Annotated in this window: 9 protein-coding genes; 4 read left to right on the top strand and 5 right to left on the bottom strand. The window is 66.2% G+C overall.

All coding sequences use genetic code 11. The features are described from left to right. Nucleotides 1–87: 87 nt before the first annotated feature. Complete coding sequence (locus tag JN22_RS29750) at nt 88–4,122, top strand: helix-turn-helix domain-containing protein (protein ID WP_179166300.1); 4,035 nt, start codon at nt 88–90, stop codon at nt 4,120–4,122. Continuing rightward, complete coding sequence (locus JN22_RS29745; RefSeq protein ID WP_085557531.1) at nt 4,076–5,971, top strand: hypothetical protein; 1,896 nt, start codon at nt 4,076–4,078, stop codon at nt 5,969–5,971. The genes JN22_RS29750 and JN22_RS29745 overlap by 47 nt, the downstream gene beginning before the upstream one ends. 322 nt (nt 5,972–6,293) lie before the next feature. Here JN22_RS29745 and JN22_RS29740 read toward each other — a convergent pair whose 3' ends face one another. Then, nucleotides 6,294–7,160: a hypothetical protein gene (locus JN22_RS29740; RefSeq protein WP_143268804.1), complete on the bottom strand. Its 867-nt coding sequence runs from the start codon at nt 7,158–7,160 to the stop codon at nt 6,294–6,296. Between the two features lie 3 nt (nt 7,161–7,163). Further along, a complete protein-coding gene (locus tag JN22_RS29735) occupies nt 7,164–7,514 on the bottom strand; it encodes an HNH endonuclease signature motif containing protein (protein ID WP_143268798.1) in 351 nt (116 codons plus the stop codon). A gap of 959 nt (nt 7,515–8,473) precedes the next feature. Here JN22_RS29735 and JN22_RS29730 point away from each other — a divergent pair. After that, nucleotides 8,474–8,827: a hypothetical protein gene (locus JN22_RS29730; RefSeq protein ID WP_085557528.1), complete on the top strand. Its 354-nt coding sequence runs from the start codon at nt 8,474–8,476 to the stop codon at nt 8,825–8,827. A gap of 57 nt (nt 8,828–8,884) precedes the next feature. On the opposite strand, the gene JN22_RS29725 is transcribed toward JN22_RS29730, so the two are convergent. Continuing rightward, the gene (locus tag JN22_RS29725) at nt 8,885–10,033 is read right to left on the bottom strand and encodes a tyrosine-type recombinase/integrase (RefSeq protein ID WP_085557527.1); all 1,149 of its coding nucleotides are present in this window, start codon (nt 10,031–10,033) and stop codon (nt 8,885–8,887) included. Nucleotides 10,034–10,333: 300 nt separating this feature from the next. Between JN22_RS29725 and JN22_RS29720 the strand changes: the two genes are divergently transcribed. Continuing rightward, a complete protein-coding gene (locus tag JN22_RS29720; RefSeq protein WP_085557526.1) occupies nt 10,334–10,558 on the top strand; it encodes a hypothetical protein in 225 nt (74 codons plus the stop codon). Between the two features lie 550 nt (nt 10,559–11,108). On the opposite strand, the gene JN22_RS29715 is transcribed toward JN22_RS29720, so the two are convergent. Together JN22_RS29715 and JN22_RS29710 are read right to left on the bottom strand one after the other, a co-directional pair. Next, entirely contained in the window at nt 11,109–11,501 is a 393-nt protein-coding gene (locus JN22_RS29715; protein WP_085557525.1) for a hypothetical protein, read from the bottom strand. 37 nt (nt 11,502–11,538) lie between these two features. Next, the gene (locus JN22_RS29710) at nt 11,539–14,655 is read right to left on the bottom strand and encodes an efflux RND transporter permease subunit (protein WP_085557524.1); all 3,117 of its coding nucleotides are present in this window, start codon (nt 14,653–14,655) and stop codon (nt 11,539–11,541) included. Nucleotides 14,656–14,659 lie beyond the last annotated feature (4 nt).

Genomic DNA, 14,659 nt, shown 5'->3' with positions numbered 1-14,659 from the left:
ATGGTGGCGTAGACGGCACTTCAAGCATCTTGACTACAGGGAAGCAAAGGCACATCTTGAGGTCATCGATTTTCTATGATGTGCCCTATGAACGATGCCCTGAAGCCCCAACAAGTGCGTGCCGCCCGAGCGCTGCTCGCTTGGTCCCAACAGGATCTGGCCTCGGCAGCGGGCGTCGGCGTCTCCACCGTGGCGGATTTTGAACGTGGGCAGCGGACGCCGATGCCCAACAATGCCCAAGCGATCCGCGAGGCGTTGGAAGCCAAAGGGCTCAGCTTCGTGAACGGAGGGGTGACCACGGCCGCCAAGCCGGTAGCTCCGCTTCTGGAACCGGGTCCCGGCATGCCCGTGCGGTGGATCGATGCGACCGACCTGACCCAATGGGGCGAGCGCCGGGATGCGCAGAACGACCTTCCCGAACTTATCAGCCGCCTGATCTATGCATCCTGCGGGTTTGCGGCCCGGTTGCGCTTCCCGGCCGGCGACAGCATTCATTTTCCTGGCTGGGACGGGCTATGTGAAACCGATCACAAGGCGCCCTTCGTGCCCGCCGGGCGCTCGGTGTGGGAACTGGGCGTGCAGCGGACCAAGATCCGCGACAAGGCCGAAGAGGATTACGCAAAGCGGTCCGGTGCACCGGAAAAGGATGTGAATCCGGCGGAGACGGCCTTCGTCTTCGTCACGCCCCATCGCTGGCCTGGCAAGGCCGATTGGGTCAAGGCAAGGGCGGCGGACGGAATCTGGCGCGAGGTCCGTGCGATCGATGCCGACGATCTGGTCCACTGGCTCGACGCTTGCCCTGCGGTCGCGCAATGGTTGGCCCTTCGGATCGGAAGGCGCCCGTCGGGGCTGAGCAACCTCGATGAAGTGTGGGACGAGTGGTCACTGGCGACCGAGCCCTGCCTCAGCCCGGACTTAATCCTCACCGGCCGGGACATGGAGGCGGCGGCCGTTCTGAAATGGCTGCGCGACGCCCCAGCCCTGCTGTCCGTCCAGGCCGAAGCCGCCGATGAGGCGATGGCGTTCCTGCACGCCGCCATCGGTCAACTACCGGCACCCTACTCCGCCGCCCTTCACAGCCGTTGCCTCGTCGCCGGCACCGACGACATCGCGCGCGACCTCATGGGCATCGGTCCCAAACTCATCGTCGTGCTGAACGGCGGCGACCCCGGTTTGGCCGCAGGTCTGGTCAAGGACGGACACCACGTGTACGCCGCGTACGGTTCGGAGGCGGGGCTTCCCGTCGAGGTGATCCGCCTGCCGCGGCCGTGGCGGCACGACATTGAGACAGCTCTCGAGGATCTCGGTCTGGCACGGGAAAAGGCGCAGCCGCTGGCCGCCAGCACCGGACGCAGCTTGACGATCCTCCGCCGCATCATGCCCGCCGCTCCCGGCCGCCGGCCAGCGTGGGCTGTGACACCCTCCGCCACCTTGCTGGCGGCGATGTTGGCTGGAGCATGGAGCGGGGATTCAGAGGCCGACCGCCGCATCGTAGAGCTACTTGCCGGTGAATCGTACCCGGCTGTAGAAGCGGCTCTGGCGCCGCTGGCAGCTTCGCTTGACGGTCCCCTGCGCCGCTCGGGGCCGATGTGGAAGCTCGCCTCGTTGCGCGACGCTTGGTTTCTGCTGGCGCCCAGCCTGACCGATTCCCAGTTGGAGCGGCTCGCCGCGGCCTTCCAGGAGGTTCTGGGCAACCCCGACCCCGCCTTCGACATCAGCGCCGACCAGCGCTGGCGGCTGGACTCCAAGACAGACCGTCCCTCAGCCGCTCTGCGCCGCGGCCTTGCCGAAGCGATGATCGCGCTCGGGGTCTTCCACGCCCAGGCGGTCAATGTCACCAACGCCGCGCGGCGGGCGGAGGATGCCGTGCGCACCCTCCTGCGGGGAGCGGACGAGCGACTGTGGTGGTCGCTGTCCGGCGATTTCAGCCGCTTGGCCGAGGCGGCGCCGCGCGCCTTCCTGGAGGCCTTGGACGAGGCGCTGGACGCGCCCGAGGATCCGCTCCGCGCGCTGTTCCGGAGCGAAGAGGCGCTGCTCGGTCCCTCGGAATATCTGGCCGACCTTCTCTGGGCGCTGGAGATGCTCGCCTGGAACCAGGACTACCTTGCCCGCGCGGCGCAGCTCCTGGCTCGGCTGGCCGAGCGCGATCCCGGCGGCCGGATGACCAATCGCCCGTCTGCCTCGTTGCGCCGCATCTTCCTGGTATGGAACCCGCAGACCCACGCGAGCGAGGAAGACCGCTTGCGGGTGCTGGATGGTCTGTTGCGCCGCCATCCCGAGGTGGGGTGGAAGAGCCTGCTGGCCCTGGCGCCGCGGCTCCAGGAATTCTCGACGCCGTCACCCCTGCCGCAATGGCGTGACTTTGCCGGGGGGCTGCAGGAGTCCGTGACGCGCGCCGGCATCATCAGAGGATACCGGGAAATCGGGAAGAGGCTGCTGGGCAGCGTCGGCGTGGATGCGGGCCGCTGGAAGGCCCTGCTGGAGGTGTGGGAGAACTTCGACACGGAATGGCAGACCGATGCTGCCGAGCGACTTGCCGAGGCCGTTCCCCACTTTCGTGATCCCGCGGCCCGGGAAGACCTGCGCGGGGCGTTGCGTGCGCTGCTCGATCGGCACCGGGGATTTGCCGGCGCCGAATGGGCCATGGGGGAAGAAGACCTCAAGCCACTCGATCCCATTTACGAGGCGCTTGAACCGCAAGCGGCAACGGCACGCCACGCGTGGCTGTTCCAGAAGGCAGGCGCGCCTCATCAGCGCAACGTTTCCTGGGAAGACGGTCAGCGGGCCTGGGAGGCTCAGCAGGAGGCTGCAGCCGGCGAGATCCTTGTGGAAAACGATACCAGAGGCGTCCTGCAGTTTGCGCAGTCGCTGCAGTATCCCGGCGCGCTCGGCTGGGCCATTGCAGCCTGCGACGCTGATGACGCAGCGAAAACGGCCATCCTCATGGCCGCTCTGGACACGGAGGACGCCAACGCCGAGGTGCTGGCGCTGGGCATGCTCCGTCGCTACGGGCAGGACCACGGAAGCGACTGGGTGGAACGCCTCTTCGAACGGGCTCTGGCCGAGGGGTGGAGCGCGTGCATGCGTCTCCGGATCGCGCTCGTCCTGCCGGCGACGGCGGCAACCTGGACGCGCCTTACCGAGGTCGACACCGACCTCGAACGGGCTTACTGGAAACGGATGGGAGTCTGGGCGCTCGACAAGGACGCGGATCCGAACCTCGTCTGCGGCAAGCTCATGGCCGTCGGGCGGAGCCGCAGCGCGGTCGAATGGCTGGCCAACCACATCAAAATGGTGGCGGTATCCGGCAATCTTCTCGTCCGGGTGCTAGACGCCGCGTTGCAGGATCCGCCAACCGACGCCAGTGTGGCGGCGCACGACGCCACGATGTTCAGCTACTATACCGGGCTGCTCTTCAAGCGCCTGGATGAGGACGACAGCATCGGCGAGGCGGAGCTTGTCCGCCTCGAATGGGCATACTTTCAAGTTCTGCAACACTCGGAGCGTCCCCCGAAAACCCTGGGGAAGGCCATGGCCTCCAATCCAGGATTCTTTGTACAAATCCTCTGCACCGTATTCCGACCTGCAGAGGATAGCGGCGTGGCTGATCCCGAACCGGCCGACCCGGAAGCGGCCGCACGCATTGCCAAGCAGGCTTATTCTGTGCTGCACGATTGGGCACGCATTCCCGGCAGCGACGACGCCGGCGTGATCGATGGTGCTGCCCTGGAGGTCTGGGTGAAGGAGGCCCGCCGGCTCTGCGCCCAGGCTGGCCGGGGCAAGATCGGCGACCAGCAGATCGGGCAGATCCTGTCGGCCGCCCCGCGCCGGGAGGGCGAATCCTGGCCGCCGGAGCCGGTGCGGGAGATCATCGAGATCTGCCGCAGCCGGGACGTCGAATTGGGTTTTCAGATCGGCGTGTACAACCGCCGCGGTGTCACCGTCCGTTCCCCGCGTGACGGTGGAACTCAGGAACGGGCGCTGGCGCAGACCTATCGTGCGGATTCCCGCGCGCTCGCGCTGGATTGGCCCAGGACCGCCGCGATACTGGAGCGCATCGCCGAAAGCTACGAGCGTGACGCCGAGCGCGAAGACCAGTGGGCTGAACAGGGAGATTGGTGAGGCGACGATGGCCACATTGCTTCAAGTCTATGCTTCGCTGTTTCCCCATGAACCGCAACGGCATGCCCCATTCGGTCGGGCGCCCCTGCTGCCTGCCGACCTGTTCGCCTTCACCGGCCACCTCCTCGAACGGTCCGGTGCCTATCATCACGTGTCCCCTGCCGTGCCGGACTTGACCGATTCCGGATACCGGAGGGTCTTGGTGGACGACACCCTCCGCCGCCGTGCCGCCACCATCGGCACGGCATGGCGAACTGGAAAGGTGACGTCGCCCCGGCGCCTTCCCGCTCCTCCGAGCGAGGTGGAGGAGTTATGGCGCGAACTCGGGTGTCACGGGAATGAAGACGTCTACACTGTGCTCGACGACAGGGCCGCGGTGCCGGTTTGGTGGCCAATTTGTCTTGAACTGATGATGATCGCCGATGAGGCGTCGCTCGGCATCGGCTTCTCCGGCAGCAACCCCTTCTATGCCCTGATGGCGGACGCGTATATCCGTGAGGACGTGTCTACCGGTGGCGTGTTCCGACGGGTGCAGCACGCTCCGTTCTCGCTGTCGGCGGCGGCCGAAGACGTGCTGTGCATCCAGCCGAAATCGCGCACCCCTTCCAGCGGCTGCACGCTGCGATCCCTGACCCACCATCTCGCTCTTCTGCCGCCGCGCGGTTTGGTGCGAGCCCGGTGGGTGGTGTCGCCGTTCGATACCGAGCCCGGCCCAAACACCGACCGACTGGGCCTCCTGTTGATTCCATTCCCTTACCGAGTCGGTGATGGCGCCTTTCGCCCAGCCGGCAGTGCCGCAGATGCGCATTGGGGCTGGTTCGACACCGATCAGATCTGGCTGCCGGAGAAGGACGACCGGAGCAAGCGCCGCGGCTTCGTTACGTTCGTCCTAACCCTAATCGAGGAAGCCCGCGCGCGCGGCGAGCGCGTGGATGGCGTGGTGCTGCCGGAACTTGCGTTGGACTACGACCAGTTCCTGCTTGTGGGCCGGGCGCTGGCGCGCGACGGCGGCATCGATTTCTTGATCGCCGGCATGTCATGCGACCGCACCGGCCGGCCAGGAAACTTTGTTGCCATCGCTCCTTTCTTCCTTTTGGGCGAGGAGCGCAAGGGTGCCATCACCGGGTGGGAGCCGCTGGTGCTGATCCGCGAGAAACATCATCGCTGGAAGCTCGACGGCGAACAGATCAAGGCCTATGGACTGAGCGCTCTTGATGAGGGCAAGAGTTGGTGGGAAAACATCACCATCCTGAGCCGCAGCCTCGATGTGCTGGTCTATCGTGGTAACACCACGTTGACGACCCTGATCTGCGAGGATCTCGCTCGCGTCGATCCGTGCCAAGCAGTCGTCCGCGCCATCGGGCCCAATCTGCTGATCGCCCTGTTGATGGACGGCCCGCAATTCGGCGCCCGCTGGCCAGGGCGCTACGCCACTGTATTGGCGGACGACCCAGGGACATCGGTCCTCAGCTTCACATCATTGGGCCTGATGGCGCGCCAGAACGATATCGGCAAATTCGAGCAGGCGAGCAGCATCGCGCTGTGGAAGGACGAGGCACAGGGGGTCAAGAAACTCGAGCTGCCGCGGGAAGCGGATGCGCTGGTCCTGCACTTGAAGTCGGTCGTCAAGACCGAACACACGCTGGATGGTCGTTCCGACGGCGCGTCGTCGCACCGCTGGGAGTATGACCATCACGTCGGCGTGACGGCTAAATCCTGCCCAACGTGGATTCACAGCGGAACCGGTCGCCCTCAGGGTTCCGACGATGAGGAGACCGGACGCAGTGTCTTAAAATCCTCACGAGCACGCTTGCGGAAGCGCGCAATCAGCCTCTCCTCCTCCTCGTAGCCGGCGGATGGCTTCGCATTGCTGGCGGCCTCGGCAAGATGCTTCTTCGCCGTACGCGTATGCGCTGCATAGAGAGTTTTGACGTTGGTCATCTTCATCAGACCGATCGGTCCCTCCGTATGCACACAGAGTATTGGAACAGAAATCTGGGAAGGCGAGGCCTCCCTTCAACCCGCGATCGGATCGTGCTTCAGCATAGCATGAGCCCATAGCGTTTCGAGAGACATAACACATCCGGCACTTTGTCGGCGCATACGGCCGACTTCACGCCTTGTCCTCGCCGATCGAGACAGCCACCTATTCGAGGGACCAGGACGGACGGTCAGGAGGCGGACGCTACGCGCTTTTGGTAGAGATGCACCTGCCGGAGCCACGCCTTAAAGTCTCCTACATCCATGTCGAGCTTCGCCTGGTTGCACCTCTTGCAGCACGATACGCAGTTCTCCCGCACGTAGCCAACCGCATTGTCGACCCTGTCGATGCCGTTGTAGAGGAACGGTTCGCCCGGATAGGGCTGCTTGCCCGAGAACAGGATGCGATGCTGGGTGCATGGCGGCACCCCGCAGTATCGGCAGTTTCTGGTAATGAGGTCCTGAACATCTTCAAAGGATAAAGTGAATACGCGGCCGTTTCTCTTCGCTACGCTCTGGTATGTGGCGAAAATCTGCTTAGCACAAGCCTCTGCCTGTGTGCGAGAGCTTCTGTGGGGATAGATCCTGGTCTTTGCCTCCTCGTAGCGGCATTGCTTGCAGCGCGTGGACTTCCCCATGCGCAGGGTGTTTAGTTTCAGAACCTGCCGTGTACTGCAAACGCATTCGCATAGGACCTTGCGCGGTCCGATTCCCTCGTCCATCACCTCTGAGATCACAGCCCAATTTCCGAAACGGTTACCGGGACGCACCTCGACGGTACGGCCGCGCGACCTCATCGCGCAGGATCGGCACTGACGGGACTTACCGGCCTTTAGCGAGGACAGCGAGACCGGTCCCTCTGAACCGCATTCGCACCGGCACAGCACCCTCTCGTGCTTGGTCCCGTCGTCGTAGATCTTCGGCGGCAATGGGGCGATCACGGTCCAACGACCATAGCGCGTAGGTTCACCGTGTGCTTGCGCTCCGCTGTCCGGTCGTTCCGGCGCGTCGAGGAGGTCGAGTTGGCGAGCGTCGACCGCTGCAGCATTCCGTCCCATGCCTCACTCCTCCGCCCTGCCGCCGAACATGTGTTGGTAGGCCTGCTCCGCCCAGGCGAGGAATTCCCCTACTTCCATCTTCCGCTTTGCCTTGTTGCACGTCTCACAGCTCGGAACGCAGTTGTCCAGAACATAGCCCTGTCCATTGTCGACCCGGTCAATGCCATTGTAGAGAAGCGGCTCGCCTGGGTAGGGCTGCCCGCTCGTAAGCACCAGGGGATGCCGCGTCGACGGCGCTATGCCGCAGTAGCGGCAACTGCTAGAGATCAGGGCATAGAACTCCTCGGGTGTCAGCGCGAACTCCCTCCCTTTGTCCTCAGCGGTGCGCTGGTAAGTGGCGAAGAGCCGCTTCAAGGCCATTTCGCCCTGTGTTCGGGTGCTCCAACGAAGGTAAAGCCTCGGCTTCCGGTTCTTGCTCCCGCATGCCTTACATCGCGTCGAAGCGCCGCTGCGTAGCGTGTTGAGTTTTACAACATGTCGGGCGCCGCATCTGCATTCGCACAAGAAGCGCCTGGTCACCGGAGCGCCGGAGGCTCCCTGTGAGGTCGGCTCCTCCGTGATGACCACCCATTCCCCGAAGCGGTCGCCGGGCGTAACTTCAATCCTGCGCGATCCCGCCCGATCCGCGCAGTCTCGACACTGTGTGGAGCGGACGGATTTGAGGGTACTCAGCGGCACGGGCTTCTCCGTGCCGCAATCGCACCTGCAGAGCATCACGCGATGGCGAATCGTCCGGCCACGGCTCTCATATTCCAGGGGCGGCAGCTCGCGGAGCACAGTCCACGACCCGTAACGCCCCTCGACGTCGGCCGGAACCGCCTCGACGCACTCGGACGGCGCGAACAGATCCGGCTGTCTGGATCGGCTAGCTCTGGCCATGCAGCATCGTTTCCGTTGCACATCGGTGGGTTCGGCGGGAACAGGGCGCTTGTGGCGTGGCCCCGAGTCCCTTCCGCCAGTCTGACGTCTCCCTTGATGAAACGGAAGCATCCGGAGGGCCATCCTCCCCTTGTGATTACCGCTTGGCGGCGGCACGCAGGCTCCCCGCTGCATGCTTGGCGTCGTCGGTGGCGCGGAGGCCTCCCGCGGCGTCACGGCCGAACGTCGTCATACGCCACCGCCATTGCCCCTCATCGGGCCACGGCATGGCCATCCGGTCGACGCTGAAGTCGCACCGACGGCTTCCCGGCCCCTGGCGCACCAGACCAGACCGATTTGCGGAAAATTTTCGGATCAGCCCCTTGCCGGCTTGAAACCGATCCATATCCCAGCGCGACGCCGGCCCCAACCCCCGGCCGACCCTAGGAGATGCCATGAACTTTGCCCCGAAGGACCACTGGTTCGGCGAGCCCCCGCCGGACAACACGCCGATCCGCGGCGCCTTTGGCGCGCGCGCCATCCTGGAGAGCCGCTACGGCCGCCAGACGCTGGAGTTCTTTCCCGACCGCAAGTCGTTCTTCCCGGCCGAGGCCCCGTTCAGCCCCGACTTCCAGGCGTTCCTGGACAACGAGGTGACCGCCTGGCTGAAGACCCTGTGCGGCCAGACCTGGATCAACCCCAACGGCGACCAGCCGTACACCCTGGAGCACCCGGTCAACCCGCGTCTGCGCGCGATGGCCAGGGCCAAGGGCGGCTACCTGTATGTGGGCGCCTACGAGATGGCGTGACACCAAGGCGGGTCCCGCTCGCTCCTGAGCGGGGCCTGTCCCCACCGCTGTGCGCCGTCAGTCCGCGTCGGTCTTGCGGCGGAACAGGCGCTCGGTCGGGTTGTCGCGCCAGCGGTCGGCGTGGCGGATGTACTTCAGCGCGACGTCGCTGCTCTGGTGCCCGGTCTGCTCCATGATTTTTTTGAGCGACGCCTCCTCCTCGGCGGCGGCGGTGGCGAAGCCGCTGCGCAGCGAATGGGCGGAGAAGCGGCTGCTCAGGCGCTGCGCCACCTCCGGTCCCTGGGCCCAGCGGATCAGATCCGCGTCGGTCTCGCCGATGGCTTGGCTGGTCTCCCGCACCACCCGGTCCACCGTGCGGTCGGAGAGCCGGCCGCCGAACGTCCCGCCCTTCGCCACCGCCACGAACAGCGGCGCATCGGCATCCTCGACGGTGTAGACGGCGCGCCAGCGGCGCAGCGCCTCCACCGGGCACACCGCCGGGTCGTCGGCGGCCCAGATCGCCGCGGTGCGGCCGCGCTTGGTCTTGCCGCCGCGGATCGTCACCTCGAGCCCGCGCCCCGGCACCACCACCACATCCCCGACGTCCAGCCCGACCAGCTCGCTGCGCCGGGTCGCGGCGCCGAAGCCGAGGAGAAGCAGCAGGGCATTGCGCCGTCCGGCGGCGCTGTCGGGCTGGGCGGCGACGAGGCGGCGCAGCAGGTCGGGCAGGATGGGCGCCGCCTGCTTGACCTTGCGCCGGGCCTGCAGGGCGGCGACGCCGGCGAGCTGGTCGGCGATCAGGGGGTGCTTGGCGTCGAGCGAGCGGCCGGCGAGGCGGTGGGCGAGCAGGATGGCCGAGAGGTGGACCTTGAGGGTGGGGAGTGCCAAGCGTTCGGAGGCCTTGGCGAGGTACATGCCGACGACCCGCGGGTCGGCGCCGAGCGGCGCGAAGCCGAGGCTAACCGCCCAGGTCTGGTAGGCGGCCCAGGCGGCGCGGTAGGCGCGCGCGGTGTTGCGGCTGTAGCGGGCGGCGACGGTGCGCGCGGCGGCCTTGGCGAGGCGTTCGATCTCGACGAGCTGGTCGGCGGAATGCGCGCCGGGCAGGACGAGGTCGTCGAGCAGGCCGGAGCGGATGAGCGCGCCGTCGGCGGCGCTTTCCACGACGACGGAACGGACGAGCTCGTAAGCGCGGTCGGCGGGGTGATCGGCGGGCGGGCGGGGCGGCATCGCGGCGAGTTCTCCTTCAAGATGCAGCTTGCTTGATCAGCTCTCTCTTTTCAAGACCGACAACCACGCTTGTCGGACGCAATCCGCCAGCGTCGGCGCCAACGCCGCAGCGTCCCGGCCGGCCGCGGCCGGCGGCAGGGACCGACGCCGGTAAAGCCAAGGAGTTCCAGGACGGCGGTGCCTCCGGCCGCCGCCCTGCGCCCGCGGCCTTTTGACTTCATAAAGGGAATTCACCGTCTTGAAGCAAAATGCTATTTTACTTCGATCCGACAGGCCGTGGCCGCTGCGAAAGGATTGTCTGTGCTCGGGTTTTCCGCCCTCGATAAAGCAGACCCCGCCGTCCGCGCCGCTGCCCTCGAACGCGCCACCCTGGCGGTCGCCCGCCTCGACGCCACCCTCGACGGCCATCCGCTGCTGCCCGCCTGGCAGCACTGGGTGCGGCTGGAGGCGGTGCGCACCCACGCCGGCCTCGACGGCCACCGCGTCGAGCCGCCGCGCCTCGCCGCCTTTGTCGCTTTCTCCTGAAAATCTTCTTTGCTAATTTTGAAGATCAAAAACAGCGGCTACGGCGACACGGGGCTCTTCAGATGATGCTCTAGGCCATTGATATGAAATCACAATCTCGCGGGGGAGATTTTCAATTGCAATTTTGCACATAGGTGGATGTTTGGCATCCTTAGGACGGTGGCGGTTCATGGTGCCTGACCGTTCGTGAAGGCCTACAACGGCCTTGGGCTTGCCCAACCGATAACGCTTGGGCTGGCGAGGTGCGTAGCGGCGGCTCGGATCGGCGCGTCGATTTTCTTCGAACTGGCGGGGGCCGCTCCTGTGCGGCCAAGCCGGTTGACCGGCCATCAGAAGCGGCGCGCCTTCAACGACGCCGGCGTGACGCGTGCATCGCCATCAGCGTGGCGCCGGGCGGCACAGGCGCTTGTACCGCCCGCCACGAGCCGCCGGTGGGCACGGTGCCGCATCGGGCTGTCCTGTAGCCAGATTACCGACCCTGATCACTCCTTGGGACCAGTCGACCAGCCTGCGCCAGGGACGCCCGCGCGCCACCCATAGCGCTTGCGCCTCAGTGTCCCGCGCGGCTCACGTCGAAGCGGGCTTGGACCGGCTTCTGGCCAGGCATCGTCAGGGCCGTGACCACCTTGATGCCGTCAGGGGTCTCGGTCAGGTTTGCCTTCCCCTTGAGAGTGTTGTCGCCCGCGGGTTCAAGCACGACCTTCTGGGTCTGCTTGTTCGCCAGGATCGTGGCCTCGGCCTTGGCGCCGGTGACGTCGACCGGCTTGTCCGAGCCGTCGGTCACGTACAGCACGACCTCGCTGCCCTGAACGATGAGTTCCGCGTGGTAGGCCCCGGCGTCGGCCACCGGCCCGCCGTGCGGGCCGACGCTCGGGCCATGCGCCAAGGCGGAGGCCGGAGCGGCGAACAGGACGGCCGAGACGAGGAGTTGGACGAACTTCACGATGAGGTTTCCTTTTCGGATGCGATGGACGGGTGGATCAGTAGGCTTCGGACGGACGCGACGAGCCGGCCTGGGCGTGCGCCAGGCGGTTGAGCGGCGTCTCGCCGAGCTTGAGGAAGAGAACCGGGGTCAGGAACGTGTCGAGCAAGGTGGCGCTGACCAGCCCTCCGAAGATGGTGACGGCAACCGGATGCAGGATCTCCTTGCCCGGTGCGTCGGCGCCGATCATCAGCGGCACCAGTGCGACGCCCGCCGACAGAGCGGTCATCAGCACCGGCGTCAACCGCTCCTGGCTGCCACGCGTCACCATCGCCTGGCCGAAGGTTTCGCCCTCGTGCAGGACTAGGTTGATGTAGTGGCTGATCTTCAGAATGCCGTTGCGCGTGCTGATGCCGGTCAGCGTGATGAAGCCGATCATGCTGGCCACCGACAGCGGCTGCCCGGCGATCCACAGCGCGGCGACGCTGCCAATCAGGGCCAGCGGCACGTTGCCCATGATGATCAACGTCAACACCGCCGACCGGTAGCGGCTGTACAGCACCAGGAAAATCATCGCCAGCGACACCATCGACAGCGCCGCAATGGTCTTGGACGCCTCCTCCTGGGCCTGGAAGGTCCCCTCCAGGCTGGTGAAATAGCCCGGCGGCAAGGACGATCGGGCAACCACGTCGCGGATGTCCGTGACGATCCGGGCCATGTCCGCCTTCCCGTCGGAGTTGCCGAGGATGACGATGCGCCGCTTGCCGTTCTCCCGCAGGATCTGGTTCGGCCCGTCCGTCTCCTCCACCGAGGCGAACAGGCTGAGCGGCACGCGGCCGGCCGGGGTCTCGACCAGTAGGTTCGCCAGACCGCTGGAGGTGCGGTCCTCGTCCGACAGGCGCAGCACGACATCGAAGCGCCGCGTGCCGTCGACGATCTCCGACACCACGCGGCCGTTGGACAGACTCTCCAGCGCGTCCGTCGCCATGGCCGGGGTGACGCCGTAGAGCGCCGCGCGCTCATAGTCGATAACGACCTGCACTTGCGGGATGCGGACCTGCTTCTCGATCTGAAGATCGACAAGACCGGGAACCCCCGCCAGCTTCTGTTGAATTTGCCCGGCCAAGCTGCGCAGCGTGTCCAGATCCTCACCGTAGATCTTCAGCGCGATCTGGGCGCGGACGCCGGAGAGCATGTGGTCGAGCCGGTGCGAGATCGGCTGCCCGATGTTGACCGACACCGGCAGGGCTGCCAGCCGGGCCCGGACATCGGCCAGAACCTCGGCGCGGCTGCGCTGCGACTGCACGAGATCCACGTCGATCTCGCTGGAGTGGACGCCTTCGGCGTGCTCGTCGAGCTCCGCCCGGCCGGTGCGGCGCCCGACCGACTTCACCTCCGGCACCTGCATGATCAGCTTTTCGGCGGCCAGCCCGACACGGTTCGACTCGGCCAGCGAGATGCCAGGGTTGAGGACCATGGAAATGGTCAGCGTGCCCTCGTTAAAGGGCGGGAGGAAGGCGCGCGGCAGGCTCGGGACCGTCGCCGCGGCGATGACGACGCCGGCCCCGACGACGGCGAAGAGCGTGCGTGGGTTGGCGAAGCCCCAGCCCAGCAGGCGGGCGTTGCCAGCCTTCAGCCGCCGGACCAGCCAGCTGTCGTGCTCCTCCAGCCGCTTCAAGCGCGGCAGCAGGTAAAAGGACAGCACCGGCGTGACGGTGATGGCGGTGACCAGGCTGGCCAGGATGGAGACGATGTAGGCCACGCCCAAGGGTGCGAACAGGCGGCCCTCGATGCCGGTCAGCGCGAACAGCGGCACGAACACCAGAATGATGATGATGGTGGCGTAGACGATGCCCGAGCGCACCTCCTGCGAGGCGCCCGCCACGATCTCCAGCACGGGCCGGGGATCGGCCGCCCGGCGATTCTCGCCCAGACGCCGGAAGATGTTCTCCACGTCGACCACCGCGTCGTCGACGAGTTCGCCGATGGCGATGGCAAGGCCACCCAGCGTCATGGTGTTGATCGACATGCCGAACGCCTTGAACACCAGCACGGTGATCAGGATCGAAATCGGGATCGCGGTCAGCGAGATCGCGGTCGTGCGGACGTTGAGAAGGAACAGGAAGAGAATGACGGCGACCACCACCACCGCCTCCTCCAGAACCCTCTCGACGTTGCCGATCGAGGTCTCGATGAAGTTGGCCTGCTTGAACAGGATCTCGTTCGCCCGTACACCCTTCGGCAGGAACGGGGTCAGGTCCTCCAGAGCCTTCTCAACCTCGGCCGTCAGTCTGGTGGTGTTGGCGCCGGGCTGCTTCTGGACGGAGAGGATGACGGCAGGCTTGCCATCGACCCCGGCGTCGCCGCGCTTCACGCGGGCGGCGAAGTCCACGTCGGCGATCTGACGCAGCAGGACGGGCTGCCCGGCCTTGTAGACCACCACGAGGTTGCGCAGATCCTCCAGCCGGGTGGTCCGGCCGATGTTGCGGATCAGGTACTCCTCGCTGTGCTGGTCGATGAAGCCGCCGCCGGTGTTCGCCGAGAACTGCTGAAGCGCCTTCGCCAGTTCGTCGGTCGTGATCTCCAGGTCGTGCAGCCGCGCCGGATCGGGCGCGACGCGGTACTGCTTGATCTCGCCGCCGATCGGGATGACCTGGCTGACGCCGGGGATGGCCAGCAGGCGCGGCCGCACCACCCAGTCGGCGAGCTCGCGCACCTCCATCGGGCTGACGCCGTCGCCGGACATGGCGAGCAGCATGATCTCGCCCATGATGGAGGAAATCGGTCCCATTTGCGGCCGGACGTTGGGCGGCAGCTGCCCCTGGACGATGGCGAGCCGCTCGGCGACCTGCTGGCGGTTACGGTAGATGTCCGTGCCCCAATCGAACTCGACGAAGACGATGGACAGACCGACCCCGGAGACCGAGCGGACCCGGGTGATGCCGGGCATGCCGTTCATCGAGGTCTCCAGCGGGAAGGTGACCAGCTGCTCGACCTCTTCCGGCGCCAGCCCCTCGGCCTCGGTCATCAGCGTGACCGTCGGCTTGTTCAGATCGGGGAAGACGTCGATCGGCAGGTCCTTGAGGACGAACGAGCCGTAGACGACCAGCAGTGCGGCGGCGGCGAGCACGAAGAGCCGGTTGCGCAGGCTGGTGTTGACGAGGAAGTTGAACATCGCC

Origin of the sequence: Azospirillum agricola (assembly GCF_020005195.1) — a bacterium.
GTDB lineage: Bacteria > Pseudomonadota > Alphaproteobacteria > Azospirillales > Azospirillaceae > Azospirillum > Azospirillum agricola.
Note: the sequence above shows the minus strand (reverse complement) of the source record. Positions and strands in the feature narration are given on the sequence as shown.

What these genes read in the sequence shown, in the direction of transcription:
- JN22_RS29750 (WP_179166300.1), top strand. Translation starts at nt 88, where the DNA reads ATGAACGATGCCCTGAAGCCCCAACAAGTGCGTGCCGCCCGAGCGCTG.
- JN22_RS29740 (WP_143268804.1), bottom strand. Translation starts at nt 7,160, where the DNA reads ATGGGACGGAATGCTGCAGCGGTCGACGCTCGCCAACTCGACCTCCTC.
- JN22_RS29730 (WP_085557528.1), top strand. Translation starts at nt 8,474, where the DNA reads ATGAACTTTGCCCCGAAGGACCACTGGTTCGGCGAGCCCCCGCCGGAC.
- JN22_RS29725 (WP_085557527.1), bottom strand. Translation starts at nt 10,033, where the DNA reads ATGCCGCCCCGCCCGCCCGCCGATCACCCCGCCGACCGCGCTTACGAG.
- JN22_RS29710 (WP_085557524.1), bottom strand. Translation starts at nt 14,655, where the DNA reads ATGTTCAACTTCCTCGTCAACACCAGCCTGCGCAACCGGCTCTTCGTG.